We start from the raw sequence: 15,129 nt of genomic DNA, 5'->3' as shown, positions 1-15,129 counted from the left end.
GGTCGGAGGCGGGTCGGAGCCGGTCTACTCCGCGTGCGTACGGGTGAAGGACCAGCGGTGCACCGGGCGGCCGAGCAGCTCGGCGGGCGGCTCGGGCACGGGGACGGGCGCACCCGTCCACCAGGTGATCAGCAGCACCCGGTCGCCGGGCGCGTCGAACAGCTCGGTGCGGACCAGGCCGGCCGAGCCGCGCAGCGCGGGCAGCGCCGCCTCGCGGACCCAGGCCGCCAGCGCGGCGCCGCGCCCCTCCGCGGCCCGGGCCTCCCACATCGCGGCGGTGGTGGTCACCGCACGTCCCCGCCCAGCGCCAGGTACGCCTGGCCGTGGACGTCGCCGTGCGCGGCCGCCGCGGGCACGTGCACGTCGGTGACGGGCAGCGAGGAGTCGGCCGACAGGTCGAAGGAGGACGGCGCGCGGTCCCGCCAGACCATCTCGGAGCCGAGTGCGGCGACCATCGCGCCGTTGTCGGTGCACAGGCCCGGACGCGGCACCCGCAGCCGGATGCCCGCCTTGTCGCAGCGCTGCTGGGCCATCTCGCGCAGCCGGGAGTTGGCCGCCACCCCGCCGCCGATCATCAGGTGGTCGACGCCGTTCTCCTTGCACGCCTTGACGGCCTTGCGGGTCAGCACGTCGGTGACCGCCTCCTGGAACGAGGCCGCGACGTCCGCGATCGGCACCTCCTCGCCGGCCCGCCGCCTGGCCTCCACCCAGCGGGCGACGGCGGTCTTCAGACCGGAGAAGGAGAAGTCGTACGCCGGGTCCTTCGGGCCGCTCAGGCCGCGCGGGAAGGCGATCGCCTTGCGGTCGCCCTCGCGGGCGGTGCGGTCGACCACCGGGCCGCCGGGGAAGCCGAGGCCGAGCACCCGGGCCACCTTGTCGAAGGCCTCGCCGGCCGCGTCGTCGATGGTCGCGCCGAGCGGGCGGACGTCGGTGGTGATGTCCTCGCTCAGCAGCAGCGAGGAGTGCCCGCCGGAGACCAGCAGCGCCATCGTCGGCGAGGGCAGCCGGCCGTGCTCCAGCTGGTCCACGCAGATGTGCGAGGCGAGGTGGTTGACCCCGTACAGCGGCTTGTCCAGCGCCCAGGCGTACGCCTTGGCGGCGCTGACGCCGACCAGCAGCGCGCCGGCCAGGCCCGGGCCCGCGGTGACGGCGATGCCGTCGAGGTCCGAGGCCTTGACCCCGGCGGTGTCCAGGGCGCGCTGGATGGTCGGGACCATCGCCTCCAGGTGCGCGCGGCTGGCGATCTCGGGGACGACGCCGCCGAAGCGGGCGTGGTCGTTGACGCTGGAGGCGACCGCGTCGGCGAGCAGCGTGGTGCCGCGCACGATGCCGACGCCGGTCTCGTCGCAGGAGGTCTCGATACCGAGGACGAGCGGTTCGTCAGCCATGGCGGTCTTCCTTCAGGTCCTTCGGTTCGGTGCAGGGGTGGTCGAGGCGCATCACCAGCGCGTCGACGTTGGCGGGCTGGTAGTAGCCGCGCCGGATGCCGACCGCCTCGAAGCCGAAGCGCTCGTACAGCCGCTGGGCGCGCGGGTTGTCCACCCGCACCTCCAGCAGCAGCTCGGCGCAGTCGCGCCGGGCGGCCTCCCGGATGAGGTCGGTGAGCAGCGCCGCGCCGAGGCCGGCGCCCTGGTGGCGCCCGTCGACGGCGATGGTCTGCACATCGCCCTCGCCGGCCACCGCCATCAGTCCGGCGTAGCCGACGATCGCGCCGTCGGCGTCGGTGGCGACGGTGTAGTGGCGGGTGCCGCCGGGGTGGGCCTCGGCCAGTTCGGACCAGTACATCCCGGTCGACCAGGCGTCCTCGGGGAAGAGCCGCAGCTCCAGCTCCATCACCGGGGCGATGTCCCACCAGCGCATCGGGCGCAGGGTGGTGCCGCTGCTCACGCCGGGAGCACCGCCTTGTAGCCGGCCGGCACCTGGGCGTCCGGGCGGCGCAGGTAGAGCGGCACGGTGGGGAGCAGCTCGCGGCCGGCGGCCAGCTCGGCGGCGGCGAAGTCGGCGAGCGCGCCGGCCGAGACGTGCTCGGGGCCGTGCGCGCCGGGGAAGGCCTCCGGGTAGAGCAGCGCACCGGCGCCGACCGCCCGCGGCTGCGGCGACAGCTCGGCCGGGCGGTCCACGGCGGGGCCCTCGGTACGGCGGCCGTCGGCGTCGTAGGAGGCCCAGTAGACCTCCTTGCGGCGGGCGTCGGTGGCCACCGTGAACGGCACGCCGGCCAGGCCCTCGGCGCGGGCCCGGTGGGCGATCGCGTCCAGGGTGCAGACGCCGTGCACGGGCAGGCCGAGCGCGTGGCCGAGGGCCGCGGCGGTGACCAGGCCGACCCGCAGGCCGGTGTACGGGCCCGGGCCGACGCCCACGGCGATGCCGGTGAGCCGGTGCTTGTCGACGCCGGCCTCCCGCAGCACCCGGTCGATGGCGGGGAGGAGCAGTTCGCCGTGGCGCCTGGCGTCGACCTGGTCGGTCTCGGCGAGGACGGCCGTGCCGTCGTGGACGGCGGCGGTGACGGCGGGGGTAGCGGTGTCGAACGCGAGCAGCAGCACGGGTCAAGGTTAGACCGGTCGGGGCGGGAGGCCGCCGTCGGAGCCGGTCCACCCGGTCGACCGGGTGTCCGGATCCGGAACACACGTCCTACGGGGTGCGGGTCCGGGCGGGTGGACCTGGCACGATGGGGCCGACGGGTTTTGGGACGGCGGTGGGAGCGGCACGTGGCGAAGATGGGTCCGGGAGTGGTGGTCACCGGGCTGACCCTGGGGGCGCTGGCGGTGGTCAGCCTGCTGGCCTTCCAGGCCAACGGCGCGCAGGAGCGCGCGGGCGGTCCGCACCCCAGTCCGAGCGCGTCCTCCTCGTCGAGCGGCCCGACGGCCTCGGCCACGCCCTCCGCCCCGGCCACGCCGACCGTCCCCGCGCTGCCAGCGAGCTCGGGCGCCGGGCTGCGGGTCGTCTACTCGGTCGGCAGCCACAGCGTCTGGCTGGTCGACCCGAAGAAGACCCCGCAGGTGGTGGCCGCCTTCACGGTCACCCCGGGCACCGTGGAGCCGACCCCGGGCAGCTACCCCGTCTACAGCCGCACCCCCGCCACCACGGGTACCGACGGCCGCCAGATCGAGCACGTGGTGCGGTTCACCCAGCAGAACGGCGTGGTGTTCGGCTTCAGCGCGGCCGTGGACGGCGCCACCGCGACCGCCGACCCGAAGGGCAAGACCGGCGGCATCCGCAGCAGCCGCCAGGACGGGCAGCTGCTCTGGGACTTCGCGCCGAACGGCACCAAGGTGGTCGTGATCGCCTAGGGCCGGACAGGGCCCAGGGCCGTCTTCAGGCCGCGCGGGGGGTGGTGGCCTCGGCCGTCCCGGTGCGGTCCGCGGCCGTGCGGCGCTCGGGGCGTTCCGGGCGCTCGGGGCGTTCCGGCGGGGTGGACACCGCCTCCGCGGCCGCGCACGCGGCCAGCAGGGCCCGCATCGGCGCTCCCGGCGCCGCCTGGCTCCCGGGGGACGCCTGGGCGTGAGCGCTGTGGGCGGGCTCTCCGGCTCCGGCTCCGCGCGGTGCGCGCTCCGGAACGGGGGTGGTGCTCGACATGGCGCCTCCCTAGTTAGGCAGACCTAACCGCAGCACCCATCCCATCACGCCCGGCGCCCCGCCCGCAACACTTTGCCGACAGCCTGTCGGGAAGCGACCCTTTCGGGCAGCGGCGGCGCGCCGGGCCGTGTCCGGGCCCTCCCGCTCAGCCCAGCTCGGTGAGCTCCACGCCCTCCCAGCGCGGGCCGACGCCGGTCAGCAGCACCCGGCGCGGGTCCAGGTCGCCGTCCGCCCCGTCGGCCGTGTCGCCGAGGGCGCGCTCGATCCGCACCTCCAGCCGGTCCTCGGAGAGCCGCTCGACCTTGCCCTCGCCCCACTCGACCACCACCACCGACTCCGGCAGCGAGACGTCCAGGTCGAGGTCCTCCATCTCGTCGAGGTCCCCGCCCAGCCGGTACGCGTCCACGTGCACCAGCGACGGTCCGCCGACCAGAGACGGGTGCACCCGGGCGATCACGAAGGTCGGCGAGGTGACCGCGCCGCGCACCTGGAGGCCCGCTCCGAGCCCCCGGGTCAGCGTGGTCTTCCCGGCCCCCAGCTCACCGGAGAGCAGCACCAGGTCCCCCGGCCGCAGCAGCGCGGCCAGCTCCCGGCCGAGCCGGCCCATCCGCTCGGGGGTGGGGACGGTGAGAGTGGCGTGCGAGCCCATGCGCGTGTCATGCCCTTCGGTCCGTACGGCGTGCCGACCTCCGGCCGCCCTCCGCTACGGTGCCACATCCGCGCGGCGGACCGGCCCCGGGCTCTCAGTCCTGCGGCTCGGAGGGCTCGGCGGGATCGGACACCGCGGTCGGCGGCGGGGCCGCGCCCCGGAAGGCGGCGGCGCGGCGCAGCAGTGCGGCCAGCCGCCGGTCGACCAGTTCGGGGCGCTCCAGCATCACCAGGTGGCCGGCGTCCTCGACCAGCTCCAGCTCGGCACCGGGCAGCCGTTCGGCGATCGCCGCGCTGTGGCCGGGCGGGGTGAGCAGGTCCTTCGTCCCGGCCAGGACCAGGGTGGGGATGCCGCTCAGGGTGGCCAGCGCCGCCGTCTTCTCGTGCGCGCCGAAGACCGGGTAGAACTCGGCGACCACGTCGATCGGGGTGGCGTCCAGCAGCTGCTCGGCGAACCGGACGACGCCCGGGTCGACGTCCCGGCCGCCGAAGGAGAACTTCCGGTAGAAGACCGCGGCGAAGTCCGCCCCGAACCGCCGGGTCGCCTCCACCAGCTCGACCTGGCGGCCGAGCAGCTTCATCACGCCCGGCGCGGCCCGCTTGAGGAGCTTGGCGCCCACGGCGGGCAGGCCGAGGGTGACGGCGTCCCAGTCCCCCGCCAGGGTGCCGATCAGCGCGACCCCGGCGACCCGCTCCCGGAACAGCTCCGGGTGCTGGTCGGCCAGCGCCATCACGGTCATGCCGCCCATCGAGTGGCCGACCAGCACGATCGGCCCGGTCGGCACGACGGCGTCGAGTACGGCCTTGAGGTCCCCACCGAGCTGGTCGATGCTCGCGGGTTCGCCGGCCAGGTAGGAGCGGGAGCGCTCGGAGCGGCCGTGGCTGCGCTGGTCCCAGAAGACCAGCCGCACGCTCTCGCGCAGCGCGGCGCGCTGGAAGTGCCAGCTGTCCTGGTTGAGGCAGTAGCCGTGGCAGAAGACGACGGTCAGCGGCTCCCGGCCGGCGGGGGCGTCCGCGCCGAAGCCCTGGCGGCTCACGGCCCGGGCCAGCGCGCCGGAGCCTGCCAGCAGCCCGGGCAGTCCGGCCCGGTCCACCGGGCCCTCGCCGTCCGGGCCTGCCTCCTCGGCGCGGCGGGCGAACCAGCCGCGCCGCCCGGAGCCGTCGGGCAGCGGCGCCGCGGGGGCGCCGGGGGCAGCAGGCCCCGGCCAGCCGGCGCCGTCCAGTTCGACGTAGAGCTCGGTGCCGTCCGGGGCGGGGACGAGCCGCGGGCGTCCGCGCAGCGAGCCGTAGGGGGCCTCGGCGTCCAGCTCGGCGCGGGCCCGGCGGCGCATCGCCCGGCCGACGGTCAGCCGTTCGATCGCCACACCCGCGGCGGCGCCGGCCGCGACCACGCCGACCGAGATCCCGATCAGGCCCGCCCGGCTCACCCCGGACGCCGCACCGGCCGCCTTGGCCACGGCCGCCACCGGGCCGGAGCCGGCGTCCTCGCTCATGCCGCCGGGCCTTCGGCGGCGCCGGCCGGGACGTCGGCGATGCCGCCGACGTAGGTCCGCGGCACCCGGGCGCCGATCCTGGTGACGATCTCGTAGGAGATGGTGCCGCAGGCGCGGCCCCAGTCCTCGGCGGTGGGCTCGCCCTGCTCGCCGCTGCCGAACAGCAGCACCTCGTCGCCGACGTCCGGGGTGTCGCCGCCGAGGTCCACCACGAACTGGTCCATCGCCACCCGGCCGGCCACCGTGCGCCACTTGCCCGCGATCTGCACCGGCCCGGTGCCGCTGGCGTGCCGGGGGACGCCGTCCGCGTAGCCGACCGGGACGAGGCCGAGGGTGGTCGGGCCCGGGGTGGTGTAGTGGTGGCCGTAGCTGACGCCGTGGCCGCCCGGGACGTGCTTGACCAGCGCCAGGCGGGCCGTCAGGGACATCACCGGGCGCAGCCCGAAGTCCGCCGGGCCGCCGACCTCGGGGACGGGCGACAGGCCGTACATCGCCAGGCCGGAGCGGACCATGTCGAAGTGCGACTCCGGGAGCAGCAGCGTCGCCGGGGAGTTCGCCAGGTGACGGACGTCCGGGCGCAGCCCGGCCGCCTCCGCGTGGGCGAGCGCCTCGCGGTAGGAGTCCAGCTGGGCCTGGATCGAGGGGTGGCCGGGCTCGTCCGCCGCGGCGAAGTGCGACCAGACGCCGACCACCCTGAGCAGGCCCTCGGCCTCGGCCTGGCGGACGGCGGCGACCAGCTCGGGCCAGTCGTGCGGCTGGCAGCCGTTGCGGCCGAGGCCGGTGTCGGCCTTCAGGTGCACCCGGGCGGGGATGCCGGTCGCGCGGACGGCGGCCAGCAGTTCGTCGAGCGCCCAGCGGCCGCTGACGGAGACGTCGACGTCCGCGCGCAGCGCCTCCCGCCAGGGGCCGCCCGGGGTCCAGAGCCAGCAGAGGATGCGGGCCCGCTCGGGGCCGATGCCGGCGGCGCGCAGCGCCAGCGCCTCCTGCGGGAGCGCGGTGCCCAGCCAGCCGATCCCTGCGGCGACCGCCTCGCGGGCACACCGGAGCGCGCCGTGGCCGTAGGCGTCCGCCTTGACCGTGGCCATCACGGCCGCCGGTCCGACCCGCTCACGCAGCGCGGCGAGGTTGCCGCGCAGGGCGGCCAGATCAATGGTCGCCTCGGCCCTTACGCCGTCGGTGAGGGTGGCCGAGCCGGTGGTCTTCGCAGTTGTCATCAGGGTCAGTCTCCCAGACGTCCCAGGGTCCTCGCCGAAGGGCCTGTCGGCGCGGCGCCCCCACCCCTTGCGCCCCGCGCGCCTTGAACCGCCCGGTACCCCATCCCGACGCCTGCGGAGCGCCACCGGTTCCACCTGCGGCTATACCGACCGGTCGGCCCGTTCCCCGCCGCCCGCCGCCGCCGCGCGGACGTCCCGCCAGACCGCCGGCAGGGCGGCGGCCACCTCCATGGCCGTCACCGGGGCGCCGCCCGTCTCCGCCGGGAGGGGCGCGGCGTGCGGCCCGCCGGGCGGGGCGGCGGCCGTACGGCCGGCCAGGCCGTGCAGGTAAGCGGCGACGGAGGCGGCGTCCAGCGCGGGGAGGCCGGCGGCCAGCAGGGAGCCGGCCAGGCCCGCGAGGACGTCACCGCTGCCCGCCGTGGCCAGCCAGGAGGTGCCGGTGGGGTTGACCCTGACCGCCCCGCCGGGATCGGCGATCACGGTGGTCGACCCCTTCAGCAGCACCGTCGCCCGGTAGGCGCCGGCGAGCCGGCGGGCGGTGGCCAGCCGGCTCGCGGCCAGCCCGTCGGCGGCCGGCGGCGACCCGCCGTCCGCGCCCGCCAGCAGCCGGGCCGCCTCGCCGGTGTGCGGGGTGAGCAGGGTGGGCGCCGTCCGCCCGGCCAGCGCCGAGGGCCCGAGCCTGGCCAGCTCGGTGAGCCCGTCGGCGTCCACCAGCACCGGTACGTCACTCGCCAGCGCCTCCGCCAGCGCCTGCCGTGCGCCCTCCCCGCCGCCCGGTCCGACCACCCACGCCTGGACCCGCCCGGTGCCGGCCGGTCCGCCCTCGGTGACCAGCGCCTCCGGGAACCGCCGCACCACCTCCTCGGCCGCCGTGCCCACGTACCGCACCGCCCCGGCTCCGCCGCGCAGCGCCCCCGCGACCGCCAGCAGCGCCGCCCCCGGGTACGTCGCCGACCCGGCCGCCACCCCGACGACGCCCCGCCGGTACTTGTCGCTCTCCGCCCCCGGCACCGGGAGCAGCGCCGCCACGTCCGCGTGCTGGAGGGCCGTCAGGTCCGCCTCCGGCAGTTCCAGCCCGATGCCGACCAGCTGCACGGCGCCCGCGTACGAGGCCCCCGGGTCGATCAGCAGCCCGGGCTTGTAGGTGCCGAAGCAGACCGTGACGTCCGCGCGCAGCGCCGCGCCCGGCACCTCTCCGGTGTCGGCGTCCACGCCGCTGGGCAGGTCCACCGCGACCACCACCCCGCGCCGCGCCGCCCGCGCGTAGGGCTCCGCCTGCGGTCGCAGTCCGCCCCGGCCGCCGATGCCGACGATGCCGTCCAGCACCAGGTCGGCGCACGAGAAGTCGGCCAGGCCGACTTCCTGCTCTACCACCACCCGGCCGTGCGCCGCCCGCAGCGCCGCGAGGCCGCCCTCGTGGGCCCGCTCCGGCGCGAGCAGCACCGCCGTCACCCGGGCCCCGCGCCGGGCCAGGGCCGCACCGGCGTACAGGGCGTCGCCGCCGTTGTCCCCACTGCCCGCCAGCACCACCACCCGGCTGCCGTGGACCCGCCCCCGGCGCCGGGTCAGCAGCCGGGCACAGGTGGCGGCGAGGCCGACGGCGGCCCGCTGCATCAGGGTGCCCTCGGGCAGCCCGGCCATCAGCGCGGCCTCCGCGGCCCGGACGGTTTCCACAGGGTGTGCATGACGCATGCGGGAACTCCTTCAGCGGTCGGCTACCGCCGACGCTAGCCCGCGTCACCGCCCCACGGGAGCCGGGCCTGCGGCACACTTTCGAGTGACACCCACTTCGATCCCCCGCCGGTGTCGGTCCGTACCCCTACCGTGTGGGTCGGCACGGACCCACAGGAGGGAGAAGGGCCATGGTCGCCATGCCGGCAGTCGAGCACCCGCTGGGCGAGGGCAGCCTCCTCCAGGCGTTTCTGGAGCTGGACACCCCGCTGGGAAGCAAGGCCGAGTTCATCGAAGGGGAAATCGTCGTGACACCGCCACCGGACGGAGAGCACGAGACGGCGTTCTCGCTACTGAACCGACAGTTCATGCGCAAGGCCGAGGCCGAGTTCGACCTCTCCGGCAACAAGGGGCTGATCACTCCCAAGGGGCGGTTCATCCCTGACGGCACCCTGAGCCCGGTCGGCCACTTCGAGAGCGCGGACTCCTGGGCCCCGGCCGAGGGTGTTCTGCTCGTCTTCGAGATCACCTCGACCAATCCGCACAAGGACCGCGAGCCCAAACGCAGGGGCTACGCAGCAGCGGGGATCCCCTGCTACCTGCTGATCGACCGCGGTGCGGGCACGGTCACCCTGTTCACCGAGCCCGAGAACGGCGACTACCGGGCGCACGTCCAGACCGACTTCGGCAAGGCGCTCGACCTCCCCGCCCCGTTCTCCTTCACGCTCGACACGGCGCCCCTGCGGTAGGACGCAGCCACCGCAGGGGCGCCGTTGCCGACGGGCGCGGACTACTCGACGGTGACCGACTTCGCCAGGTTGCGCGGCTGGTCGACCTCGTGGCCCTTGGCCGTGGCCAGCTCGCAGGCGAAGACCTGCAGCGGCACCGTGGAGACCAGCGGCTGCAGCAGGGTCGGCGTCACCGGGATGCGGATCAGGTGGTCCGCGTACGGGACGACCGCCTCGTCGCCCTCCTCCGCGATGACGATCGTGCGGGCGCCGCGGGCCCGGATCTCCTGGATGTTGGAGACGATCTTGTCGTGCAGGATCGACCGCCCGCGCGGCGACGGAACGACCACCACGACCGGCAGCCCCTCCTCGATCAGCGCGATCGGGCCGTGCTTCAGCTCGCCCGCCGCGAAGCCCTCGGCGTGCATGTACGCCAGCTCCTTGAGCTTCAGGGCGCCCTCCAGGGCCACCGGGAAGCCGACGTGGCGGCCGAGGAACAGCACCGACTTGGCGTCCGCCAGGGAGCGGGCCAGCTCGCGCACCGGCTCCATGGTCTCCAGCACCTGCTCGACCTGCTTCGGCGCGTCGCCGAGCTCCTTGATGACCGCGGAGATCTCGTCGCCCCACTTGGTGCCGCGCACCTGGCCGAGGTAGAGCGCCACCAGGTAGCAGGCCACCAGCTGGGTCAGGAACGCCTTGGTGGAGGCGACCGCGACCTCGGGCCCGGCGTGCGTGTACAGCACCGCGTCCGACTCGCGCGGGATGGTGGAGCCGTTGGTGTTGCAGATCGCCAGCACCTTGGCGCCCTGCTCGCGGGCGTGCCGCAGCGCCATCAGGGTGTCCATGGTCTCGCCGGACTGCGAGATCGCGATGACCAGCGTGCCCGGGCCCATGATCGGGTCGCGGTAGCGGAACTCCGAGGCCACCTCGACCTCGCAGGGGATGCGGGTCCAGTGCTCGATCGCGTACTTGGCGATCATGCCGGCGTGGAACGCCGTGCCGCAGGCGACGATGACGACCTTGTCGACCGAGCGCAGGTCGGCGTCGGAGATCCGCAGCTCGTCGAGGGTGAGCCGGCCGTCGGTGCCGATCCGGCCGAGGAGGGTGTCGGCGACGGCCTTCGGCTGCTCGGCGATCTCCTTGAGCATGAAGTAGTCGTAGCCGCCCTTCTCGGCGGCCGAGGCGTCCCAGTCGACGTGGTACTCGCGCACGTCCGCCGGGGTGCCGTCGAAGTTGGTCACCGTCACGCCGTCCCGGCGCAGCTCGACGACCTGGTCCTGGCCCAGCTCGATCGCCTCGCGGGTGTGCGCGATGAACGCGGCCACGTCCGAGGCGAGGAAGTTCTCGCCCTCGCCGCGCCCGACCACCAGCGGCGAGTTGCGGCGGGCGCCGACCACCACGTCCGGCGCGTCGGCGTGCACGGCGACGAGGGTGAAGGCGCCGTCCAGCCGGCTGCAGACCGTCCGCATGGCCTCGGCCAGGTCGCCCTCGTACACCTCGGCCAGCAGGTGCGCGACGACCTCGGTGTCGGTCTCCGAGCGCAGCGTGCGGCCGCGCTCGGTCAGCTCCGCCCGCAGCTGGGCGAAGTTCTCGATGATCCCGTTGTGGACCACGGCCACCCGGACGGCGTCGTCCAGGTGGGGGTGGGCGTTGGCGTCCGTCGGGCCGCCGTGGGTGGCCCAGCGGGTGTGCCCGATGCCGGTGGTGCTGCCGGGAAGAGGGGTCTCGGCGAGCGACTTCTCCAGGTTGGCGAGCTTGCCGGCCCGCTTGTCGGTGGCCAGGCTCCACTGCCCGTCGGAGCCCTGCACCTGCAGCGCGACACCGGCCGAGTCGTAGCCCCGGTACTCGAGTCGCTGCAGGCCTGCGATTACTACATCAAGAGCGGGCTGCGAGCCCACGTATCCAACAATTCCGCACATGCGTGCCAGCATAAGGGCGGTTCCGGCGCCCTATTCGCGCCGTTCGTCTCCACCTGGTGCCACAGCGCGTGACAGACACCACAACCGCCGTGAACGCCGCTACGGCCCACAATGGAGCATGTGCTGACCGAACTCTGTACGCGGGGCGCCGCCACGCCCGGCCCGTCCCCGTCGCCTTACGTGGACCTCAGCCGGGCCGAGTGGAGCGCGCTGCGCGAGCGTACGCCGCTGCCGCTGACCGCGGAGGAGGTGGAACGGCTGCGCGGCCTCGGTACCGCCCTCGACCTGGACGAGGTCCGCGACGTCTACCTGCCGCTGTCCCGGCTGCTCAACCTCTACATCCACGCCACCCATGAACTGCGTGGCGCCGTGGGCACCTTCCTGGACACCCCCGACACCGAGCGCACCCGGACCCCCTTCGTCATCGGGGTGGCCGGGTCCGTGGCGGTCGGCAAGTCCACCACGGCCCGCCTGCTCCAGGCGCTGCTGGCCCGCTGGCCCGAGCACCCCCGGGTCGAGCTGGTCACCACGGACGGCTTCCTGCTGCCCAACGCGGAGCTGCGCCGGCGCGGTCTGATGGCCCGCAAGGGGTTCCCGGAGTCCTACGACCGCCGGGCGCTGATGCGCTTCGTCGCGGACGTGAAGGCGGGCAAGGACCGGGTCACCGCCCCGGTGTACTCGCACCTGGTGTACGACATCGTGTCCGGGGAGCGGCTCACCGTGGAGCGTCCGGACATCCTGATCGTCGAGGGGCTGAACGTGCTCCAGCCGGCCCTGCCCGGCAACGACGGCCGGACCCGGCTGGCGGTGGCCGACTACTTCGACTTCTCGATCTACGTCGACGCCCGCACGGACGACATCGAGAACTGGTACCTGGACCGGTTCCGCAAGCTGCGGCAGACCGCGTTCCAGGACCCGAACTCCTACTTCCGCCGGTTCACCGAAGTCCCGGAGGAGGAGGCGATGGAGTACGGCCGCCAGGTCTGGCGCACCATCAACAAGCCCAACCTGCTGGAGAACGTGCTGCCCACCCGCGGCCGGGCCACCCTGATCCTGCAGAAGGGCCAGGACCACAAGGTCCGCCGCGCGCTGCTGCGCAAGCTCTGAGCGCATCCGGGTCCGGGGACTCCCCGCACGCGACAGGGCCCCCGCCGTACGAGACGGCGGGGGCCCTGTGCGGTAGGGCGGGGTCAGCCCAGGTGCGTCCGGACCGCCTCGGCCAGGCGCTCGGCGACGGCCTTCGCCTGCACCTGGTCGGCGGCCTCGACCATCACCCGGACCAGCGGCTCGGTGCCGGAGGGGCGCAGCAGCACCCGGCCGGTGGCGCCCAGCTCGGCCTCGGCCTCGGCGACGGCCGCGGCCAGCTCGACGCTGCTGTGCACCCGGCTCTTGTCCACGTCCTTGACGTTGATCAGCAGCTGCGGCAGCCGGGTCATCACGGCGGCCAGGTCGGCCAGCGGCTGCTTGGTGGCGGCCAGCCGCGCGCCCAGCATCAGACCGGTCAGGGTGCCGTCACCGGTGGTGGCGTGGTCCAGCAGGATGACGTGGCCGGACTGCTCGCCGCCCAGCGCGAAGCCCTGCTCCTTCATCGCCTCCAGCACGTAGCGGTCGCCGACCGCCGTCTGCACCAGCTCGACGCCCTCGCGCTCCATCGCCAGCTTGAAGCCCAGGTTGGACATCACGGTGGCGACCGCGGTGTTGCGGCGCAGCGTGCCGGCCTCCTTCATGGCGACGGCCAGGATCGCGATGATCTGGTCGCCGTCCACCTCGTTGCCGTCGGCGTCGGCGGCCAGGCAGCGGTCGGCGTCGCCGTCGAGCGCGATGCCGAGGTCGGCCCGGTACTCCTGCATCGCGACGCGCAGCCGGTCCAGGTGGGTGGAGCCGACGCCGTCGTTGATGTTGAGGCCGGTGGGCTCCGCCCCCAGGGTGTGGACGACCTCGGCGCCGGCCCGGGCGAAGGCCTCGGGGGCGACGTAGGCGGCCGCGCCGTGCGCGCCGTCGATGACGACCCGGATGCCGTCCAGGCGGTTGGGCAGCACGCCGATCAGGTGGGCGACGTACTTGTCGAAGCCCTCGGTGTACTCGCGGACCCGGCCGACGTCGGCGCCGGTCGGGCGCTTCCACTCCGAGCTGCCGACGGAGTACGTCCGGTAGTGCGCCTCGATGGCGTCCTCGATCCGGTCGTCCAGCTTGTGGCCGCCCCGGGCGAGGAACTTGATGCCGTTGTCCGGCATGGCGTTGTGGCTGGCGGAGAGCATCACGCCGAAGTCGGCGCCGAGGGCGCCGGTGAGATAGGCCACCGCCGGGGTGGGCAGCACGCCGACCCGCAGTACGTCGACGCCCGCACTGGCCAGGCCCGCGATGACCGCGGCCTCCAGGAACTCGCCCGAGGCGCGCGGGTCACGGCCGACCACCGCGACCGGCCGGTGGCCGTCGAAGGCCCCCGCCTCGCCGAGCACGTGCGCCGCCGCGACCGACAGGCCGAGCGCCAGCTCCGCCGTCAGAGTCTGGTTGGCCACACCGCGTACGCCGTCCGTACCGAAGAGTCGTCCCACTGTCCCGTCCTCCATCACCGCTGCTGGCACTGATCCCGGCAGTAATCCCGGCAGTAAATCCGATCAAATCCCCGGCCGCCGCACAACGGGCGGGGAGCACAACGCCCCGGAGTACACGGGGTACTCCGGGGCGTGAGAGCGCATCCAGGGGTGTGCACCACCAGGGCGGTACGCACCCCTGGGGCGCAATTAGCGCTTGCTGTACTGCGGCGCCTTGCGGGCCTTCTTGAGACCGGCCTTCTTGCGCTCGACGGCGCGGGCGTCACGCATCAGGAAGCCGGCCTTCTTGAGGGCGGCGCGGTTGTTGTCCACGTCGGCCTCGTTCAGGGCGCGGGCCACGCCGAGGCGCAGCGCGTAGGCCTGACCGGACACGCCGCCACCCGAGATGCGGGCGACGACGTCGTAACGGCCGTCAAGCTCGAGGAGCTTGAAGGGCTCGTTCACGGTCTGCTGGTGCACCTTGTTGGGGAAGTAGTTCTCCAGGGTGCGACCGTTGATCTTCCAGACGCCGGTGCCGGGGACGATGCGCACGCGGGCGATCGCCTCCTTGCGGCGGCCGAGGCCGGCGCCCGGGGTGGCCTCGCCGAAGCGACCGGCCAGCGACTCGGAGGTGTAGCTCTCCTCGGAGGTGTACTCGCCCTCGACGACGGTGTCGTCGAACTCGACCTCAAGGGTTTCAGTGGTCTCGGCCACGGTGTTCCTCAGCTCTTTTCAGTGTTGGGGGGCTCGGTGGCCGAATTACTGCGCGACCTGGGTGATCTCGAACGGCACCGGCTGCTGGGCAGCGTGCGGGTGCTGGTCGCCCGAGTAGACCTTCAGCTTCGAGAGCATCTGGCGGCCCAGGCTGTTCTTGGGAACCATGCCCTTGATGGCCTTCTCGACGGCCTTCTCCGGGTTCTTGTCCAGGAGGTCGTCGTAACGGACCGAGCGGAGACCACCCGGGAAACCGCTGTGGCGGTAGGCCAGCTTCTGGGTCTTCTTGTTACCCGACAGGTGCACCTTGTCCGCGTTGATGATGATGACGAAGTCACCAGTGTCAACGTGCGGCGCGTAGATCGCCTTGTGCTTACCCCGGAGGAGGTTGGCGGCCTGGGAGGCCAGGCGGCCGAGCACGACGTCGGTCGCGTCGATGACGTGCCACTGACGCTGGACGTCGCCGGGCTTGGGGCTGTACGTACGCACGGTCGTAGCCTTCGCTTTTCAGTGAGTGAGTCCTGACAGGAGCACCTGGACGAGGGATCAGCCTGGCCCACCTTGGACGCAATTCAAGGGTGGCCGCCGGTCGTCGGCTAGGTGTCTCCGGCGTACCGACCTCTCACGTGAGATGG

16 protein-coding genes are annotated in these 15,129 nt (G+C 74.1%); 3 read left to right on the top strand and 13 right to left on the bottom strand.

Translation table 11 applies throughout. The features are described 5' to 3' along the window. Nucleotides 1-24: 24 nt before the first annotated feature. Genes ACIGZJ_RS32650 through tsaB form a run of 4 tightly spaced genes read right to left on the bottom strand, consistent with a single transcriptional unit; the run spans nucleotide 25 to nucleotide 2,540 of the window. A complete protein-coding gene (locus tag ACIGZJ_RS32650; protein ID WP_396460673.1) occupies nucleotides 25-288 on the bottom strand; it encodes a hypothetical protein in 264 nt (87 codons plus the stop codon). Further along, the gene (gene tsaD, locus ACIGZJ_RS32645) at nucleotides 285-1,388 is read right to left on the bottom strand and encodes a tRNA (adenosine(37)-N6)-threonylcarbamoyltransferase complex transferase subunit TsaD (protein WP_396460672.1); all 1,104 of its coding nucleotides are present in this window, start codon (nucleotides 1,386-1,388) and stop codon (nucleotides 285-287) included. Before tsaD ends, ACIGZJ_RS32650 begins: the two co-directional genes overlap by 4 nt. After that, complete coding sequence (rimI, locus tag ACIGZJ_RS32640; protein ID WP_396460696.1) at nucleotides 1,381-1,860, bottom strand: ribosomal protein S18-alanine N-acetyltransferase; 480 nt, start codon at nucleotides 1,858-1,860, stop codon at nucleotides 1,381-1,383. Before rimI ends, tsaD begins: the two co-directional genes overlap by 8 nt. 23 nt (nucleotides 1,861-1,883) lie before the next feature. Continuing rightward, nucleotides 1,884-2,540, bottom strand: a complete 657-nt coding sequence (gene tsaB, locus ACIGZJ_RS32635) for a tRNA (adenosine(37)-N6)-threonylcarbamoyltransferase complex dimerization subunit type 1 TsaB (protein WP_396460671.1) — start codon at nucleotides 2,538-2,540, stop codon at nucleotides 1,884-1,886. Between the two features lie 174 nt (nucleotides 2,541-2,714). Between tsaB and ACIGZJ_RS32630 the strand changes: the two genes are divergently transcribed. Next, nucleotides 2,715-3,287, top strand: a complete 573-nt coding sequence (locus ACIGZJ_RS32630; RefSeq protein WP_396460695.1) for a hypothetical protein — start codon at nucleotides 2,715-2,717, stop codon at nucleotides 3,285-3,287. Between the two features lie 25 nt (nucleotides 3,288-3,312). Here the strand turns inward: ACIGZJ_RS32630 and ACIGZJ_RS32625 are convergent, their stop codons facing one another. From ACIGZJ_RS32625 to ACIGZJ_RS32605, 5 genes are all read right to left on the bottom strand, one after another. Further along, the gene (locus ACIGZJ_RS32625) at nucleotides 3,313-3,573 is read right to left on the bottom strand and encodes a hypothetical protein (RefSeq protein WP_396460670.1); all 261 of its coding nucleotides are present in this window, start codon (nucleotides 3,571-3,573) and stop codon (nucleotides 3,313-3,315) included. A gap of 145 nt (nucleotides 3,574-3,718) precedes the next feature. Continuing rightward, a complete protein-coding gene (tsaE, locus tag ACIGZJ_RS32620; RefSeq protein WP_396460669.1) occupies nucleotides 3,719-4,222 on the bottom strand; it encodes a tRNA (adenosine(37)-N6)-threonylcarbamoyltransferase complex ATPase subunit type 1 TsaE in 504 nt (167 codons plus the stop codon). A 94-nt stretch (nucleotides 4,223-4,316) separates the two neighbouring features. Further along, nucleotides 4,317-5,714 carry an alpha/beta fold hydrolase gene (locus ACIGZJ_RS32615; protein WP_396460668.1) on the bottom strand — a complete coding sequence of 466 codons (1,398 nt, stop codon included), beginning with the start codon at nucleotides 5,712-5,714 and terminating at the stop codon, nucleotides 4,317-4,319. Continuing rightward, entirely contained in the window at nucleotides 5,711-6,928 is a 1,218-nt protein-coding gene (gene alr / locus ACIGZJ_RS32610; RefSeq protein WP_396460667.1) for an alanine racemase, read from the bottom strand. The genes ACIGZJ_RS32615 and alr overlap by 4 nt, the downstream gene beginning before the upstream one ends. Nucleotides 6,929-7,069: 141 nt before the next feature. Next, on the bottom strand, nucleotides 7,070-8,620 hold the full coding sequence (locus tag ACIGZJ_RS32605) for an NAD(P)H-hydrate dehydratase (RefSeq protein ID WP_396460666.1): 1,551 nt from the start codon (nucleotides 8,618-8,620) through the stop codon (nucleotides 7,070-7,072). 179 nt (nucleotides 8,621-8,799) lie between these two features. Between ACIGZJ_RS32605 and ACIGZJ_RS32600 the strand changes: the two genes are divergently transcribed. Beyond that, nucleotides 8,800-9,348: a Uma2 family endonuclease gene (locus ACIGZJ_RS32600; RefSeq protein WP_396460694.1), complete on the top strand. Its 549-nt coding sequence runs from the start codon at nucleotides 8,800-8,802 to the stop codon at nucleotides 9,346-9,348. A 41-nt stretch (nucleotides 9,349-9,389) separates the two neighbouring features. On the opposite strand, the gene glmS is transcribed toward ACIGZJ_RS32600, so the two are convergent. Then, nucleotides 9,390-11,246, bottom strand: a complete 1,857-nt coding sequence (gene glmS, locus ACIGZJ_RS32595; RefSeq protein ID WP_396460665.1) for a glutamine--fructose-6-phosphate transaminase (isomerizing) — start codon at nucleotides 11,244-11,246, stop codon at nucleotides 9,390-9,392. 111 nt (nucleotides 11,247-11,357) lie between these two features. Between glmS and coaA the strand changes: the two genes are divergently transcribed. Further along, on the top strand, nucleotides 11,358-12,353 hold the full coding sequence (gene coaA / locus ACIGZJ_RS32590) for a type I pantothenate kinase (RefSeq protein WP_392939859.1): 996 nt from the start codon (nucleotides 11,358-11,360) through the stop codon (nucleotides 12,351-12,353). Nucleotides 12,354-12,436: 83 nt separating this feature from the next. On the opposite strand, the gene glmM is transcribed toward coaA, so the two are convergent. The 3 genes from glmM to rplM all read right to left on the bottom strand — a co-directional run bounded on the left by glmM (nucleotide 12,437) and on the right by rplM (nucleotide 14,983). Next, the gene (gene glmM / locus ACIGZJ_RS32585) at nucleotides 12,437-13,801 is read right to left on the bottom strand and encodes a phosphoglucosamine mutase (protein ID WP_387948295.1); all 1,365 of its coding nucleotides are present in this window, start codon (nucleotides 13,799-13,801) and stop codon (nucleotides 12,437-12,439) included. Nucleotides 13,802-13,990: 189 nt separating this feature from the next. Next, nucleotides 13,991-14,494, bottom strand: a complete 504-nt coding sequence (gene rpsI, locus ACIGZJ_RS32580; RefSeq protein WP_387948293.1) for a 30S ribosomal protein S9 — start codon at nucleotides 14,492-14,494, stop codon at nucleotides 13,991-13,993. A gap of 45 nt (nucleotides 14,495-14,539) precedes the next feature. Continuing rightward, a complete protein-coding gene (gene rplM, locus ACIGZJ_RS32575; protein ID WP_363605520.1) occupies nucleotides 14,540-14,983 on the bottom strand; it encodes a 50S ribosomal protein L13 in 444 nt (147 codons plus the stop codon). Nucleotides 14,984-15,129: the final 146 nt, after the last annotated feature.

Origin of the sequence: Kitasatospora sp. NPDC052868 (assembly GCF_044547105.1) — a bacterium.
Lineage (GTDB): Bacteria > Actinomycetota > Actinomycetes > Streptomycetales > Streptomycetaceae > Kitasatospora.
This window is presented reverse-complemented; position numbering and strand designations above follow the sequence as displayed.